Below are 17,740 nucleotides of genomic sequence, written 5' to 3'. Positions count from 1 at the left end.
TCCTTGCATATAAGCAACTGTATCATAATAGATATTTTTATCAAATTTCATTATAAATCTAAATTTACAAAGAAAGCTTATTTTACTTCTTCAAAAAAACAAAAACCTCCAGTTTAAATACTAGAGGTTTTCTCGTTATTTTTTCAATCGCTCAATAAAATCATGTAATTTATCAAGTGACTTCATATTCTGATTGCAAGCTACACCATCTTTGCAAATGTAGTTTCCCTTTTTAACGAAAGTTCCTGGTACATCACCTTTAATTTCAACTAAAAACATTCCTACTTCTTCATGTCCATGACATAACGAACAAATGCTTTTTTTATTTAAACTTTGGAACGTTCCTTGCAGACCAACAAATTTATTTTTATCATTTTTCGCTATAATAAATTTCCTGCCTGATCCCTTATCAATCCAGCTTAAATAAGATATTTCTTTCATATCTATTTCTTCCATATCAGGAAGTTTTAACTTTTTCGCTTTAGGAAACAATTTTTTTAATGTTTGTGCTGTAACTTCTTGAAACGGAATTACATACGGATTTATTTTCATTAAAAATGATTCTGCATCTTCTCTATTTTGAACTGTTAATACCGTATCAATTAACTCTTTCTGTTCATCCGTTAAATTCTCAAATACATGTATTATCTTTTCAATCGCAAGCGATTTTAACGCTTGAATTACACCTCTATCATTTGCGGTTGCATGCCCGTTTGCTAAAATATAAGCTTGTGATTTTATAAAATTATATTGATCACTTCTAATAAACGCTTCCATCTTTATCACTCCATACAAATTGTTGATCTAGTTTTATTGTATACAATGATTACGTTTTTTGATATGTAAAAGATAACTTAGAAACAAACATTACATATATCACTTATTCTCTACCGCTGCATTTTCTGACAAAAGAAGCCATCATCTGCTTTCCATTCCGCATATAATACGTCTTCAAATTTAGTAATTCCTTTTTGCTTTATTTGTTTATAAAGCCACCCTTCATCAAATCCTGCTTCCCTCAAATTATCCTTAACTACTTTCCCATCACTAATTAATGAAATTGGTAAGTATACAGGCTTATGTTTTAAACTTAAATCATTTATAGTAGGAGATTCGTATTTACTTTTTTTCAGAACGCTTATGTTTCCATTAGGTTCCAATATCATATATTCAACTTCTCGGATTGAAAATATATCTTTTTGTTGTCTTAACATTTGTTGTAATTGGTTAATATCCAAATGATTTGATTTTAATTGTTCTCTATCAATATGCCCATTACGAATGATAATAGAAGGGTATCCTTCAAAGAACTTTCTTGTCCTTCTAAATTTTTGTGTTATTGCTTCTATTGCGTAAATTAATATTACCCATACAAAAACAGCGTATAAAATAGACCATACTCTCACCTCAGGATCATATACAGTGTTTCCAACTAGTTCTCCGATTACAATCGCAGAAATAAAATCAAAAGGGGTTAGCTGTGATATTTGTGTTTTCCCTAATATTTTAGTAGCAATTAATAAAACAAAAAAACCAACAAAAAGTTCTATCGTTATTTGTCCAAGATGATTCATATGTGTTCACCTTTCTATAATATGAAATATAACGTTTTTATTCCTATTCACATTTCTATACAATACTATTGCGATTTATTTTTTCTATTATCATGCCCATTCACACGCTATATATCCAATACATACAAAGCAAAAAGAGTCTAGCTCAAAATAATATTTGAACTAGACTCTTTTATGCTCATTTAGAATACACAATCTTTTTAATCGTTTCCCCAGAAAGAAAATATTTTTCTGCAAGTTGATGAATAGCAATCCCACTTTTAAACGCTTCTTTAATTGCTTTATTTCTTTCATCTAGTTGTTTTCTTCCGCCAGATCGTGTACCCCATTTATAATGTTTCGTTTCTTGTTTCGGAATGTAAATTGTTTCACCTTGTATATACTTTTGAATTTCAGTAATTAAACTCTCTGGTAAAACAGCATTAGCTTTTACGTATTTCATTTCTGCTCGCCCCTTATTTTTTATGGTTCATTTCAATAAGGTGCAAAGCCAAATATAAAAAATGATACGAGCTCATATAGGCGATTGTATATTACTTGTCTACCTCACGCAAAGTATCGCCATTTCCATACTTGGCTTTGCATGAGACGTTGCAGTGTCTGGCAATTGAATTATAATCGCCATATAAACACCTCCTAATATACCTTTTGTATTTTATTATATGATAAATTCCTTCTCCTTGCATCCACACCCTTCTTAAAGCACGAAATTACTTAGTTTGATATAATACTTTTTAATTGAATCAAAAAACATTGTGAGGTTACATTATGAGGAAAAAAATTATCATTACAATCGTTACACTATTCTTTATTATCACGGCATTATTTGGAACATACAAATTGATGAATGCAAGAAGCTTTCAATTATTTGGAGATTTAACACAACGCGTAGAAACAAATGAAAAAGTGATTGCTTTAACTTTTGATGATGGCCCTACTAACAATGTAAAACAAATATTACCGCTACTAGATACATACAACGCTAAAGCTACTTTCTTTTTAATTGGAAATGAATTAGAGAAAAATTTATCGTTAGGAGAAGCTATCGCGCAATCTGGGCACCAACTTGGAAACCATACATATTCTCATAATAGAATGGTTTTCAAAACACCTTCTTTTATTAAAGGTGAAATAGAAAAAACGAATTCATTAATCCGCCAAACAGGATTTACAGACGAAATTGATTTTAGGCCTCCTAACGGGAAAAAATTAATTGGACTACCCTATTATTTAAATAAAAATAATATCGAAACGATTATATGGGATCTTGAGCCCGATACTTTTTATAAATCTACGGCTGATAAAATTGAATATGTTAATAAAAATGTAAAACCAGGTTCTATCATTTTATTGCATTCTATGTATGATGAGTCTAATGAAAATTTACAAACGATTGAAGGTATTTTAAATTCTTTATCTAAGAAGGGCTATCAGTTCGTAACAGTAAATGAATTGCAAAAAAGAGCAAAATAAAAAGGTAGCGTATTTGTATGATACGCTACCTTTCTTTTTATATAATGCCAAGTACATTTAAGAATACGATAATAATCGCAATTGGTGCGATATAACGAAGTAAGAATAACCATAATACGAATAGTTTATAACCTTTATTTTTACTTACACCTAGCTCTTTCATTAATACATCTTTCTTCATTTTTAAAGGAACAAAGATAGAAACTAATAATACACCAAGTGGCATTAATATGTTACTTACTGCATAGTCCGCTAAATCAAAGACTGTCTTTCCAAAAATCTTCAGATCACCTAATATACCGAATGATAATGCTGATGGTACCCCAACAACGAAGATTAATAACCCTACGATTAAGGCCATTTTCTCACGTTTCCCTTTACCTTTTGATGTTAACGATGCAACACTAATTTCTAACATCGAAATTGCTGATGTAATCGTAGCGAAGAAGAATAGTAATAAGAAAACGATGAAGAATAATTTTCCGAATGCCATTTTACTGAAAATAGCTGGCAATACGATAAATAATAGTCCCGGTCCTTGAGATGGTTCCATCCCAAATGCGAACACAACTGGGAAAATTGCAAGTCCTGCAAGTAATGTAATAACAAGAGTTAAGGCTACGATAGAAAATGCTGAGCGTGGTAAGCTTTCTTCTTTCGGTAAGTATGAGCTATACGTTACCATAACGGCTACCCCAACAGATAATGAGAAGAACGATTGCCCCATTGCGTATAAAATAACTTCTGATGTTACATGTGAGAAATCAGGTTGTAAGAAGAAACGAACACCTTCTCCAGCACCATCTAACGTAAGTGCACGAACGATTAATACAAAGAATAAAACGAATAGTGCTGGCATGAAATATTTATTTACTTTTTCAACACCATTTTGTACACCTTTACTTACAATAAAAATAGTAATAAGAATGAATAATAGCTGTGATCCAACTGCTAAATATGGATTGGAAATGATTTCACCAAACGTAGCTTCGTATGCTCCATTTCCTTCCCATAGTCTACCTGTAATTGCATTCCATAAATATAATAAAATCCAGCCTCCTACAACACTGTAGAAAGAAAGTAATATGAAACATGTTACAATTCCTAATTTACCTAACCAAGGCCATAACGTTTTAGGAGCAATCTCTCTATATGCATCAACAGCCTCTTTTTGTGTACTTCTTCCAATAACAAATTCAGCTAATAATAGCGGTAAACCAATTAATAATGTGAAACCGATGAAAATTAGGAAGAACGCTCCGCCTCCTCCAATGCCGGCCATATATGGGAATTTCCAAATCGCCCCAAGACCAATTGCCGAACCTGCTGCAGCTAATACGAAACCTAATTTCGATGTCCATTGCTGTGAATTCATTTGTTAATCTCCTCTCTGTCTCTTTTTCTTTGTTACAATTCGGTATTTATATTGTTCTATCAATACTCTTTTCTAATACGTTCACTTCCTCCCTAATAATAAAAAACGCCCCTACGTAAATACGTAGGGACGACAAAAATATCGCGGTACCACCCTAGTTGTGAAGAACACTAAGAAACCTCCTAAATAAAAACGCCCCTACGCAAAAACGTAGGGACGATAAAATATCGCGGTACCACCCTAGTTATGAAGCCACACCAAAGTTAGGACCTAAATAAAAAACGTCCCTACGTAAATACGTAGGGACGATAAATATCGCGGTACCACCCTAGTTGTGAAAAAATCTTCACCACTTTATTTGATAACGGTATAAACTACCGTCTTTCATTTCCTCATAATGTGAGATTTATGAAAGATGCTCCAGGACGAACTTCATGAATAATCTATATACTGATTCACACCAACCATCAGCTCTCTGAAATAGGGAGATATTCACTACTATACCCTTTCATTGCCCAAATATTATTTTCCGAATTGATTACTATCATTTTTATCACACATTAAAAATAGTGTCAACTTATATTTCGAATTTTTATGTATTACAATCTATTTAAAAATTCGAAATATAGGTTTTAGTTTAGAAAACAAGTAGCTTAGTACATAACGAATTCTAATAGGCAATAGAAAAAGAATTACGTATTATTGATACTTATTCAATAATACAAATCATCCAGAAACATAACCTGTCTCTCTGTATTCATTTTTTAAGAGTTTGATGGATACCAAGAAAATTTCGCATCACTATCCAGTGGTCTATTTTTCGTTTCTTCTTTAATTACACGAAACCATTCATTTAAAATTTGAGTTTTAGGCAATTGAGCAGCAAAGTTATCTTCCCAAATTATATGTGAGAACCAGGCTTTCGTTTCCCATTCAAACTGCAATTGCGCGAATGATATTACAGGATGATCAGCTTCGCGAAATTGCTCATTTACTGCATTTGAAACTTCTGAAGCTTGCGGTAACAACTCGTTCTGAATTCTATTTTTTATCGTCTCATTTTCTAGCTGATCCCAGAAATACAATTGCCCATTTATTTGATAAAAAATATCAAATGAAGCCTCACCTTTCTTCAAATTCAATAACACGAAGGCACGTTCCACATCATTGTCAGCTGCCTTTACAGCATTAACAATTATATTTTGTGCCATCGATACCCAGTAACTAGTCGCTTCCTCTACCGGTGATTCAACATACAATTCTTCACTTAATTCATGAAGAGTCGCTTCTTGCTCATTTACTTTTTCAACTTTTTTAAAAAACCTATTAAAAAACCCCATAACTTCCCCCTTATTACTATTTTCTATTTCACAAAATAAAAAATAGATTTTTCTTGCTCATCCACATTTACTCCTGGCGCGTATGTATGAACTTGTTGCAACACTTCTTCTATTAGCAACTCTAACTCCTGCACACTTTTTTCTGGATTCCCTATTAATGTGTCCGCCATACGTTCATATAATTTTTCAGGTTTAATAGTCATTCGTTCCACATTATTAGGCATCCATTTAAACGCTGGATGATGTACGTACATTTTATTCAAACCAAATAAAACACCGAATATGTTCCTTTGTACTTCGCAAATAACGTCATAAAGCATAAGCCAATCTTTCCGTTTTAAAAGCGCCTTTCGATTGTGCCAACGATTACTTAACCATAGATTTTCTGAAATCATCCGTTTTGCTAGTTCATCTGGATATGCCGCTACTTTTTCTTTTAATTCATTTACTTTCCCTTCTCCATACAAACTAACACCATCATGAACAGATGATACAATACATTGTTTTTCATAACTTATATCATATTGATCCACCACATCCGAAATCACTTTCTCTACTGTCTCTGTTAAAAAGTTACTAATTTCTAATTTAATTCCCTCTTTCGTTAAATACGTTTCCGACCATTCTTCTTCCTCATACGGATGATACGATAATATTTTCCCATCAATATGATAAATAGGGGCTCTACGATCCTCATCTTCCGGCGGTGTTGACCATAAAATATGTAATTCTATATCTGAATGTTCATCTTCAAGCTTTCTAGCTACCGAACCCGCTAAAATAATGGCTTCTACTTTCGGGTTTTGCCTATAAATCTCTGACATCTCTATTGCTTTCTCTTTTAATCCCATTTCATTTCCCCCTAAATTGCAGTAATCCCCTATATTTCATTTATCTATTTCGATATTACAGCTTGCATTACCTTTTCAAATTCCTACTTAATCATATTTCTATCCAATAGCGCTGAATAACTTCACCAGTACGAGAAGAAACTACTTCATTTTCTAACACACCGCCAACCTTTTGAATCGTTTTAGCAGAACCGATATTGGATTTATCGCAAGTTATTAATACTTTCTGCAATCCTAATTTTTGCGCTTCAGCTAATGCAAGTTGTAGTTGTTTCGTAGCGTAACCGTGGCGACGTTTATTCGGATGGACACTATATCCAATATGACCGCTTTCCCGTAATAATTCTGGATTTAATCTATGTCTAATATTCACAAAACCTATAAGTTCCCCTTTTTCAAAACTTAAAAACTGACTAGATGGCACTCGATTAGCTAGTAAATTTTCTCCTAGTTCTTGTTTACTCACTTTTTCAAACCATTCATCAAGAGAATCAAAGTTTTGTAAAGAACTACTTCCATGTGGTTGTTCCCCTGAGTGTAAAAACGCTTGTCTATACGCCGTAATATGCTCACTATATTCATGGATTGGTTTTAATAGTTTCATTGTTCTTCTCCCCCTCTTCATTCCATAAAACAAACACCTTAATAGCAGCTATTCACTATTAAGGTGTTTCTATCCTTTTTATTCAAATAACCCCATGCTTAAATAACGTTCACCTGTATCAGGCGCAATACATAAAACTTTTTTACCAACGCCTAGGCGTTTCGCTATCATGATTGCAGCGTAAACAGATGCTCCAGAAGATGGCCCAACTAATAATCCTTCTTGTCTAGCTAAGTTTCTCATTGTCGTTAAAGCCTCTTCATCTGCAATTTGAATAATTTCGTTATACACTTCTGTATTTAAGTTTTTCGGAATAAATCCTGGGCTTGTTCCTACTAGTTTATGAGGACCTGGTACACCACCGGATAAAACGGGAGATCCTTTCGGTTCCACTACTGCAATATATAAGTTTGGCAATTTCTCTTTTAACATTTCACCAGTCCCTGTAATCGTTCCGCCTGTTCCTGCCGTTGCAACAAAAGCATCAAGCTCTCCATCCATTTGTTCGTAAATTTCAAGTGCAGTCGTATAACGGTGAATATTCGGATTAGCTGGATTTTCAAATTGTTGCGGGATAAAACTATTCGGTATTTGTTTTTGCAGTTCTAACGCCTTCGCAATTGCTCCTGGCATTCTTTGTTCTGCTGGTGTTAAAACTACTTCTGCTCCGTATGCTTTCAATAAATTAATACGCTCTTTTGACATATTATCTGGCATAATTAAAATCGCTTTATACCCTTTAGCTGCTGCATTCATCGCTAAACCAATCCCTGTATTCCCGCTTGTCGGTTCAATAATTGTATCTCCTGGTTTGATGAGACCATTTTCTTCTGCAACGTGAAGTAAATTATAAGCAGCACGGTCTTTCACACTGCGCGATGGATTAAACATTTCTAGTTTCACATACACATCTGCTGCGTCTTCCGGAATAAATTTAGATAATCGGACGACAGGTGTATCTCCTATTAATTCCGTAACGTTTTCACACAATTTCATAGCGCATCCCCTATTCTATCGTTTTCTTATCACTTGGCAGTAACCATGAAGTGAGTCCAATTAATGGTAGACAACTACATAATAGCATAATAAATTGCAGGCTATATATATCTGCTAATTTCCCAAGAACTACAGCACCTAATGCTCCAAGTCCAAATGCAAGACCTACGATTAATCCTGACACCATTCCCACTTTTCCAGGCACAAGCTCTTGTGCATATACAACAATTACACTAAAACTACTTGAACTAATAAAACCGATACATAAAAATAACGGTACGACCCACACAAGTGAGACATGTGGTAATAACAGTGCAAGTGGCGCTGAACCTAACATTGAAAATACGATGATATTTTTCTTACCAAATCGATCTGCTAACGGTCCTCCGAAGAAAGTGCCTAACACACCAGCAATCATAAATGCGAATACGAAATACTGGGCATTTTTTATAGATAAACCGTAATGCTCTATTAAGTAAAATTGATAGAAATTCCCGATACCAGCACCGTACCAAGAGCGTACAAAAGTAAGAAAAACAAGAAGTATAATAACGAATTTAATGTGTGTACTTACAATTGCATTTTCCGCCTCAAGTGCAGCCCTCTTCTTCCTTCTTACAGCACCGGTTGCTAATTCATTTTTGTACCAATTCGATACGAAAATTAATAATACAATTCCTACTGCTGCAAATGCTGTAAAACCTAATGAACCAATTTGACCGAGTGGAACGAAAATTAGCGCTGTAAAAATAGGAGCTAAAGAATTCCCCGTGTTTCCCCCAACTTGATAAATTGCTTGCGCTAACCCTCGTTTTGCACCTGCCGCCATATACGCAACACGAGCGCCTTCTGGATGAAAGACCGCGGAACCTAAACCAATAAATAAAACAGAAATAATAACAATAATAAAGTTTGGTGCAAACGCGAGTCCAATCATTCCAAGCATACTTGAAAACATGCCGAGTGGTAATAAAAATGGTGACGGCTTCTTATCTGAATACATACCAAACACCGGTTGCATAATCGATGACGTCATATTTAATGCAAACGCAATCCACCCTACTTGCATATAGGATAAATTCATCGTTTTTTCCAAAATAGGAAACAACGCCGGCACAACTGCTTGCATCGAATCATTTAAAAAATGCCCAAAGCTAATCGCAAATAAAATTCGATATATTGTCGGTGTTTCTACAGTTTTTTTGTGTGAAACTGCCTGCATATGTGAATCTCCCCTTTCTGTACAAAATATATATTTATTACAGTAGGTGTAATAAATTCTGACTTTTGAAACATTTCTATTCTATACTGCTTTCATTTCTTTTTCCAGAAATATAACTTAACTCCCGTCATTGGCTTGCATCCTTGTAACTTTCAGCGGTAAAACAGTACAAAAAAAGACAACCCAATCACATACTGGGTTGCCTCTTACATTAAATTGTAAAATGCTTATACTTCTCGTAATCACTCGTCTTACATTCTATTTGTAATTTGGTACCTTCGTTTTCGTAACTCGTAGATAAAACGTGTGCATGATTATTGAAATACGAAACTACCTGTCCTTGATCATATGGAATTAACATTTCACACTTCGTATATTCTTTATAGATGTGTGAGCGAATCATTTCTACAAGTTCTTCAATTCCAACATGTTTCTTCGCTGATAAATAAACGCGATCTTCTTGCACTTTCGGAATTTCAACATCTACCATATCTGATTTATTATAAGCATAGATCGTTGGAATATTTTCTACTCCAATTTTCTTTAACGTTTCATTTGTAATATCAATTAATTGTTCATAATTTGGATTTGCGTAATCTACAACGTGAATAAGTAGGTCTGCTTCCGCTACTTCTTCTAACGTTGAACGGAACGCCTTCACAAGATGATGTGGTAATTTACTTACAAATCCAACTGTATCTGTTAATAAAAATGATTTATTATCTGGCAAATCAATATTTCGTACAGATGTTTCTAACGTCGCGAATAACATATCTTTTTCAAATACTTGTTTTTCTTCTGTACCATTATAAATTTCAAGCATTGCATTCATCGTCGTTGACTTTCCTGCATTCGTATAACCTACTAATGCTACAACAGGTATTTCATTTTTCTTACGCTGCTTTCGCTGCGTTTGACGCTGGGCAACGAGCGCTTCTAAATCTTTATTCAAAACTGAAATTTGTTCTTCAATTTTACGACGGTCTAACTCTAACTTCTTTTCACCGACACCTTTATTTTTCGTACCAACGCCGCCGCTCTGTCTCCCTAACGATTCACGAAGACCGATTAAACGAGGCATCATGTACTGAAGGTGTGCTACTTCTACTTGTAGCTGTGCTTCTTTCGTTTTCGCACGTTGCGCAAAAATATCTAAAATTAAAATGGTACGATCAATTACCTTACAATCTAAATCCTCTTCTAAATTTCGAATTTGTGAAGGAGATAATTCATCATTAAAGATAACCATATTCGCATCTATTTCTTGTACATACGCTGCAACTTCTTCAATCTTTCCTTTTCCGATATAATGCGATGGATTTACTCGTTGTAAATTTTGCGTTACTTGCCCAATTACCTCTACATCACAAGCTTCCGCAAGATTTGTTAACTCTTCCATTGAATATGCAAAATCATCTTCATTACCTACATTTACTCCAACTAAAACTGCTCTTTGTAATACTTCTTCCATATATTTATTCCTCCATTTCGATTACGTAAAATAAAAAACACAGGTCGCTGCCTGTGTTTTCGTAAACGGATAAGGGTTCACCAAAGAAATAGAAGAAAGCTATGCTTTCATCCTATTTTATAGTCAAAAAGTCCCCAGATTGTATACGTATCCACGGTAAGTGTTCACTTATACAATCCCATTCTATTTATAAAGGCAAAACAAAAAGAGGGCGTATTCGTCCCTCCCTCTTTTTCACATATAAGCTTAATAAAGGGTTCCTTTAAAATAGGCAGACCAATCCCGTTCACTCTGTACACAGACAGAGCCTTTGAGCGCTATTCAATTATTGGCACAAAGTATTGAGACGTAATCTGATTAAGATCAAAGGAAGCCCCTCCGTTCATTTTAAGTTACATAAAGTGTAGCATAAGTAATTCGCTTTCACAAGGTTTAACAACCTATATCACACGAAAGAAAATCTTTATATTTTTACTTTAATCGTCATTTTTTGCGAATTTTTCTCACAATAAAAATAACAAAAGCAATTATCAATTTTAGAAACTTCTCGTATATTATTTTTACAGCACTCGCCAAATTCTTTCATAGTAAGTTAAGTATTATCGTTTTAATACAACAAAAATCTTTATTGACATTTTTATAACCTGATATTAGTATCAGGTTATAAAAATAAAAGTTAGGAGATGTTTCTATGCATTCTAAATCTCGTATTACTGCAATTGGTACTTATGTTCCAGATCAAATATTGTCTAATAACGATTTAGAAAAGATGGTCCATACGAATGATGAATGGATTGTACAAAGAACAGGAATGAGGGAAAGAAGAATCGCTAGCGAAGAAGAATACTCCTCAAACTTAGCCATTAAAGCAATTAAAAATTTATGTACAACATATAAGAAAAACTTAGAAGATGTCGACTGTATCATTGTCGCTACTACTACTGCTGATTACGTTTTCCCTAGTGTTGCTTGCCAAATACAACAATACTTCAACATACCTCATACACTAGCTTTTGATTTAAATGCAACTTGTGCTGGTTTTACATATGGACTACACGTCGGTAATAGCTTAATCACTTCTGGATCACATGAAAAAGTACTTGTCGTAGCGACAGAGACATTATCTAAAGTTACTGATTATAGCGATAGAACGACCTGTATTTTATTCGGTGATGGTGCTGGAGCTATTTTATTAGAAAGAGATGAAGACACCCCAAGCTTTATCGCTGCTCACATGGGAACAAACGGTGATGGCGGCATTCATCTATATAGAACAAACTTATCTACTACTATGAATGGCACACCACTGCAAACAAATGAAAAAATCGTTCAAAATGGAAGAGAAGTATATAAATGGGCAACACGTACAGTGCCAAAAGGCATAAAAGATTTAATACATACCGCAAATATGCAAGTAGATGATATAGACTGGTTCATACCCCACAGCGCTAACTTACGAATGATTGAATCTATTTGCGAAAAATCTCAAATTCCAATACAAAAAACATTAACGAGCGTGGAATATATGGGGAATACCTCTTCAGTCACCATTCCACTCGCTTTAAATTTAGCTATAAAAGAAGGAAGGTTAAATAACGGAGACACACTTTTACTATACGGATTTGGTGGCGGACTTACGCATTTAGGACTTATTGTAGAGTGGAATTTAATTTAAGTGTATAAAAAGAGGTTCTAGCCAGTAACTAGAACCTCTTTTTCATTTAATTTCTTGCCCCTTTTCGAGACCATATCACAACAGGAATAAGTAATAACGCTAACACGCCTCCAGCCAATGACAATGCCGCATAACTTGAATTCGCTACTACCATACCTGACATTGCTCCACCAGAAGCTCCAGCTAGCGCAATAAAAACATCTATTTTCCCTTGTGTTTTAGCACGTGTAGACGGTGTTGTGGAATCAACGATTTGTGCTGTACCACTTATCAATCCGAGGTTCCATCCTAGCCCAAGTAAAGACAGAGCAACGATTAATAATAATAAAGAATCACTTGGCGCTATCGCCGCTATGACACCCGCTGCAAGTAAAATCACTCCACCAGCTATGCTCATTGTAGTTCGGCCAATTTTATCAATTAACATTCCTGTAACGAGAGATGGAAGATACATTGCACCTACATGAAAACCTATCACAAGTCCTACTGCACTTAAACCGTGACCGTGGTGTCCCATATGAACTGGCGTCATCGTCATAATCGCAACCATCACTATTTGCGTAAGTATCATTACGATTGCTCCAACTGTAATACCTCGTTTATTTTCTTTCGCTTCTTCTGTTATTGGTTGTCCTTTATATGTATGTTCCTGTTTATATCTTTCTATTATGTTAGCAATAATCAAAGGATCTGGACGAAGCATAACAAAAAGAACTAGACCCGCCAGTATAAATGCTGCTGCCGATAGTATGAACGGACCTGCAAGTTTAGGAACTCCAATTGAATGAGCAAAACTTCCCATTACCCCTACTAAATTTGGTCCTGCAACTGCACCGAAAGTCGTCATTACCATCGTAATACTAACAGCCGTTGCTCTCTGCTTCTTATCTGCTAAATCTGTACCTGCATAACGAGCTTGTAGATTCGTGGCTGTACCGGCACCATATATGAGTAAAGAAATAAGTAAAAGAATAATGCTGTTCGTTAAAGCTGCCATTACAACACCAATTGCTCCAAATCCGCCTACTATAAACCCTGTTGCAAGACCTATCCGGCGTCCATATCGTTGCGAAAGCTTCCCTACTATGAAAGCTGCTAATGCCGATCCTAATGTAAACATAGCAGTTGGTAATCCTGCAAATGCATCTGTTCCAAGCATTTGCTGCGCAAGAAGTGCTCCCACTGTAATACCAGCAGCTAGTCCTGCACCGCCAAACATTTGTGAAATGCTGACGATTATTAACGTTCGTTTGTATAGTTTTTGTTGCTCTTCTTCTGTGTACACATGATTATCTATTAAAACCCCTGCCTTATCTAGCAATTCCCCATCCTCCTTTTAAAATTAATCCCTCTTGTTAATGTACTATGTATAACGTTACATATTCAATGGCATTTTCCATTCCTTCCTTTCATTCTAAAAAACTTTCTAATCATACTCGACTTATCCCATGCTATATTAAAAATACTACTATTCACAATAGGCAAGGAGGAAACAATGAAAAAAACAGTAGAATTATGTGAAGCTTGCAAACATGATCCAGTATATAAAATAGAAGAATCCGATCAAGCAAATCAACCTTATAAATTATGTAACCAATGTCATGAGCGTCTTATTTCGTTATCTTTACATCCTAAAGAATGGTACCACCTTGTAATGATTCACTCACCTTATAAATATTATTTGCATGATAGTTTTTATGAAGAAGATGGTAAAGCGAAGCAACCAAAATTAGAGATGAATGAGCACAAACTTACACCCGTGCCCACTTTAGAAGAAGTTCGCTCTAGTTTAGAGGAATTACTTGATTACACCATGACTAGATGGTTTCTTCAAGAAACAGAAATTGAAGCTCTTAATAGGTACGATCAAAACGAAGTACTAGATGCTGTTATAAACCGCTTTTCAAACACAATGAATGGTGTAATTAAAACTAGATTACTTGAGATTGTTATATGTATACTAGGAGAATTCGCCTCAGATTGGATAAGAAAACTGTGGAAGGCATTTGATGAAGAATTACTTGCACCTCTTTCTCACGCTGCAGCTTATTGTTTACCATTTGAAGAAGCCTTTCCTTTAGTAATAGAAAGGCTAAAAACAGTATTAAAAAGTGAGCTTCCGACCACTTCCTTCATTTGTCTGCATTCTTTTCAATCCTCAGAAACATTAGATTGGATAGAGGAACATGCGGTATCATTTCATAACGATTGGGCGCGATTAGCTGCAGTATCACAACTAACTTGGAGACGAATTAAGTCTTGGCTAACAAAAGGACACCCTTTAAGTTTAATAGCACTTGATGCAATGGTTAGCTGTATACCTGCAAATGAAGATGTACTATATGAAATGGCTCCAAAAATTTTATTAGCAGATCCGTCAGAAATAAAGTCAACCTTAATAGCTTACAAACAAAGAGACAATGTTCCAACTGTCAAAAGAAGTGTTGAAACTATTTTAGAAAACAAGACAGAAATATTTCAATACATGAATCCTTTACAAATATCTATCAAAAAGAAACCACAAAACTTTTTAGTTATGGATGGCACAGTACAAATCCATGAAAACAGACTGGATGAATACGTAGACTTCATTAATACAAACAACTTTACTGATGTTTACATTAATGATCTTAGGTATAGTTTGCACCATATTAATTTTCTTGAACACTGCCCGCAAATTGAAAGCTTACACATTAGTAGTATATATATTACTGATTATTCAGCCCTATATAAATTAAAAAACTTAAAATCTTTATCACTAGAAGAACCGCAAGTTCCACTAAACTTAACAGAGTTAGAAAGCTTTACAAATTTAGAGGAACTTCACATAAAGTGTAATAAAAACATTAAAGGCTTCGAATCTTGTCCTAACTTAAAAGAACTATACATTTGGAAATACAAACCGAAACAAAAGAACCTTGAAGAATTAATGTCTTTACAAAAAATTGAAAAACTAAGCATTACACAAGGGAACATTAATTCATTAAAAGGATGTAGGTCATTACCTAAATTAAAGCATTTAGAACTCAATTATTTAAGAAATTTAGAGCATATTGATGAAATTGAAAACAATGCTTCAACTTTAAAACACATCGAATTCGACCATTGCAGTAAGCTTAAAAACCACGAATATTTGCGCTATTTAACGGAATTAGAAACTCTCATCTTATCAAGTTGTGGTAACATACGAAATCTACAATTCATTAAAGAACTACAAAAATTAAAACATTTAAGCTTCGTGGATTCTACGATTGTAGACGGAAATTTAGAATCTTGCGTCGGAATTGATTTTGTTGGTTTTAATAATAAAAGGCATTATAGTCATAAATTTAAAGAATTAAATCCAGATTTTTCATACTAACGTAAGGAAAACAGGCTAATAGCAGCCTGTTTTCCTTTACGCTTCTTCTACTATCCTTCCCTTTCTCTTTTTACTCAAAGCTTTCCCTTCCCAAAACAACAAACTTACGAAAGCACAAATTAAAATAATTGGCACACTTGCTTTATATAAATCTGTAAAACTCATAGCCATCTGATTCTTGGCATAATGATTCACATCATTTGAAAATGTGAGTACCTCTTTCTTTATACTTTCCCCTTGTTTTTCAACTTCTTTTGTCACTTTCCTCATAACTTCTTCTCTTTTTACATCTCTATATTCTACTGGAACTTTTCTTAATATTTCATCCGTCTTGTCGCGAATCAATTCTTCCTTTTTCTCTTTACTTAATCCCATTGTCATTGCATTTTGTTTCTTATTTATATTCGACTCTAAACTTTGATTCTCTATTTTCTCTTTAGTCATTTGTAAAATTTCAGTTTGCTCAGTACTATTCACATGAATAGTACGCACCTTTTCTTCTGCATAACGATATACTTTTTCTTTATTTACAGTTAAATTGTGAGTTAAGTTAGAGACAAATATTGCGACTGCCAATACAATTCCAACTTGTCGTAACATTGATACAACACTTTGAGAAGCAGTTAACAATTCTCCTTCAAACGAAGACGCACTTAAAACTGTAATTGGCCCCACTACTAAACCATATCCAACACCTAATATCATACATGGAATAATAATTTCTATATTTGTTGAATGAACATCAATCATTTGCAACCAATAGTAGGAAAGCCCCATAACAAGAAATCCTGACAAAATAATAGTTACTTTTCCGAGTTTTTCAATTAAAGTTGCTGCAACTGGTGAGACAAAAAATATCATTGCTGAAATAGGTGTCACTAAAAAAGCCGCTTCAATTTCCGTTCGACCCTGTAGTTTCGTCAAGAACGTTGGAAGCAATACAGTAACTCCAATTAAAAATAAATTACTCAATATAACAACGATCGACGCTCCGACAAACATTCGATCTTGAAATAACTTTAAATTCACCATTGGGTTATGAATCTTTCGTTCTACTAAAATAAATAGAATAAGAGAAATAGTGCTAATTGCATAACAAGACAAAGCAATATTACTTTGCCATCCCCATGTATTACCTTTTACTAATATGAGAGTAAATGAAAAAATTGCTGTGCTACTTAATAGTAGTCCTATCCAATCTATTTTTGAGATAATACGTTCTTCATTTTTTATTTGTAGCATGATGCAACATAACACGATTCCTATTATACAAACCGGAACATTAACGAAGAACACCCATCTCCATCCTAAATTTTGCGTAATAATTCCACCTATTACTGGTCCCATAGCAGCTGACAATCCTTGTGTTACTCCTAAAATTGCAAGCGCAACATGCCTCTTAGCTAATGGCATAGCTGATACACCAATTACCATACTTGTTGGAAATAAAATCGCTGCCCCAATACTTTGTATAAAACGAGAAAAAATAAGAAAATCACCTGTATTAGCAAAAGCGCAAAGTACCGATCCACCACCAAAAATCACCAGACCCAGAATATACATCTTTGCTTTTCCAAAGATATCAGCTATCCGCCCTAACGGAATGGCAAGTACTGCAATCGTCATTGTATAAACATTTAATACCCAAGACATCTTTTCTAACGAAGTATTTACACTCGATTGTATTGCCGGTAAAGCTATATTCATAATTGTCGTATCAATCATACAAAGAAAGATACCTAGACACATTAAAAAGACAATCTTAATACCCTTTGATTGCTCCATCTTTATATACCCC

Annotated in this window: 15 protein-coding genes and 1 other annotated feature; of the genes, 3 read left to right on the top strand and 12 right to left on the bottom strand. The window is 34.4% G+C overall.

Translation table 11 applies throughout. The annotated features are described in order from the left end of the window. Positions 1 to 135: 135 nt before the first annotated feature. The 3 genes from ACS2QP_RS03620 to ACS2QP_RS03610 form a co-directional block, all read right to left on the bottom strand. Positions 136 to 777: a FusB/FusC family EF-G-binding protein gene (locus ACS2QP_RS03620; RefSeq protein WP_438882137.1), complete on the bottom strand. Its 642-nt coding sequence runs from the start codon at positions 775 to 777 to the stop codon at positions 136 to 138. 110 nt (positions 778 to 887) lie between these two features. Continuing rightward, the gene (locus ACS2QP_RS03615; RefSeq protein WP_001015964.1) at positions 888 to 1,574 is read right to left on the bottom strand and encodes a DUF421 domain-containing protein; all 687 of its coding nucleotides are present in this window, start codon (positions 1,572 to 1,574) and stop codon (positions 888 to 890) included. Between the two features lie 178 nt (positions 1,575 to 1,752). Further along, positions 1,753 to 2,016, bottom strand: a complete 264-nt coding sequence (locus ACS2QP_RS03610) for a CD3324 family protein (protein ID WP_000878326.1) — start codon at positions 2,014 to 2,016, stop codon at positions 1,753 to 1,755. Positions 2,017 to 2,342: 326 nt separating this feature from the next. On the opposite strand from ACS2QP_RS03610, the gene ACS2QP_RS03605 reads away from it, so the two are divergent. Next, positions 2,343 to 3,047: a polysaccharide deacetylase family protein gene (locus ACS2QP_RS03605; protein ID WP_153580807.1), complete on the top strand. Its 705-nt coding sequence runs from the start codon at positions 2,343 to 2,345 to the stop codon at positions 3,045 to 3,047. 37 nt (positions 3,048 to 3,084) lie between these two features. Here ACS2QP_RS03605 and ACS2QP_RS03600 read toward each other — a convergent pair whose 3' ends face one another. The 7 genes from ACS2QP_RS03600 to hflX form a co-directional block, all read right to left on the bottom strand. Next, a complete protein-coding gene (locus ACS2QP_RS03600; protein ID WP_153580808.1) occupies positions 3,085 to 4,422 on the bottom strand; it encodes a sodium-dependent transporter in 1,338 nt (445 codons plus the stop codon). A 298-nt stretch (positions 4,423 to 4,720) separates the two neighbouring features. Continuing rightward, positions 4,721 to 4,943: a binding site (T-box leader), on the bottom strand. Between the two features lie 243 nt (positions 4,944 to 5,186). Next, positions 5,187 to 5,762, bottom strand: coding sequence for a hypothetical protein (locus tag ACS2QP_RS03595; protein ID WP_153580809.1), 576 nt, complete (start codon positions 5,760 to 5,762; stop codon positions 5,187 to 5,189). Between the two features lie 23 nt (positions 5,763 to 5,785). Beyond that, entirely contained in the window at positions 5,786 to 6,613 is an 828-nt protein-coding gene (locus tag ACS2QP_RS03590; RefSeq protein ID WP_153580810.1) for a DUF4037 domain-containing protein, read from the bottom strand. A gap of 91 nt (positions 6,614 to 6,704) precedes the next feature. Continuing rightward, a complete protein-coding gene (locus ACS2QP_RS03585; RefSeq protein WP_000771270.1) occupies positions 6,705 to 7,217 on the bottom strand; it encodes a GNAT family N-acetyltransferase in 513 nt (170 codons plus the stop codon). Positions 7,218 to 7,295: 78 nt separating this feature from the next. Beyond that, positions 7,296 to 8,213 carry a cysteine synthase A gene (gene cysK / locus ACS2QP_RS03580; RefSeq protein WP_017673957.1) on the bottom strand — a complete coding sequence of 306 codons (918 nt, stop codon included), beginning with the start codon at positions 8,211 to 8,213 and terminating at the stop codon, positions 7,296 to 7,298. A 10-nt stretch (positions 8,214 to 8,223) separates the two neighbouring features. Further along, positions 8,224 to 9,435 (bottom strand): MFS transporter, encoded by a 1,212-nt coding sequence (locus ACS2QP_RS03575; protein ID WP_001149399.1) that lies wholly within the window; start codon positions 9,433 to 9,435, stop codon positions 8,224 to 8,226. 211 nt (positions 9,436 to 9,646) lie between these two features. Further along, on the bottom strand, positions 9,647 to 10,906 hold the full coding sequence (gene hflX, locus ACS2QP_RS03570; RefSeq protein WP_000393284.1) for a GTPase HflX: 1,260 nt from the start codon (positions 10,904 to 10,906) through the stop codon (positions 9,647 to 9,649). A 691-nt stretch (positions 10,907 to 11,597) separates the two neighbouring features. Between hflX and ACS2QP_RS03565 the strand changes: the two genes are divergently transcribed. Continuing rightward, complete coding sequence (locus ACS2QP_RS03565) at positions 11,598 to 12,581, top strand: ketoacyl-ACP synthase III (RefSeq protein WP_061457023.1); 984 nt, start codon at positions 11,598 to 11,600, stop codon at positions 12,579 to 12,581. 46 nt (positions 12,582 to 12,627) lie between these two features. Here ACS2QP_RS03565 and ACS2QP_RS03560 read toward each other — a convergent pair whose 3' ends face one another. Continuing rightward, complete coding sequence (locus ACS2QP_RS03560) at positions 12,628 to 13,902, bottom strand: MFS transporter (RefSeq protein WP_000884526.1); 1,275 nt, start codon at positions 13,900 to 13,902, stop codon at positions 12,628 to 12,630. Between the two features lie 174 nt (positions 13,903 to 14,076). Here ACS2QP_RS03560 and ACS2QP_RS03555 point away from each other — a divergent pair, with 174 nt between their 5' ends. Continuing rightward, on the top strand, positions 14,077 to 15,942 hold the full coding sequence (locus ACS2QP_RS03555) for a hypothetical protein (RefSeq protein WP_063536081.1): 1,866 nt from the start codon (positions 14,077 to 14,079) through the stop codon (positions 15,940 to 15,942). A gap of 36 nt (positions 15,943 to 15,978) precedes the next feature. Here the strand turns inward: ACS2QP_RS03555 and ACS2QP_RS03550 are convergent, their stop codons facing one another. Continuing rightward, on the bottom strand, positions 15,979 to 17,727 hold the full coding sequence (locus ACS2QP_RS03550) for an MFS transporter (RefSeq protein ID WP_438882136.1): 1,749 nt from the start codon (positions 17,725 to 17,727) through the stop codon (positions 15,979 to 15,981). Between the last annotated feature and the right edge of the window lie 13 nt (positions 17,728 to 17,740).

Source organism: Bacillus cereus group sp. Bce019, assembly GCF_051781745.1.
GTDB classification, from domain to species: domain Bacteria; phylum Bacillota; class Bacilli; order Bacillales; family Bacillaceae_G; genus Bacillus_A; species Bacillus_A cereus.
The sequence above is the reverse complement of the archived record's forward strand: the minus strand, read 5'-3'. Positions and strand labels throughout refer to the sequence as shown.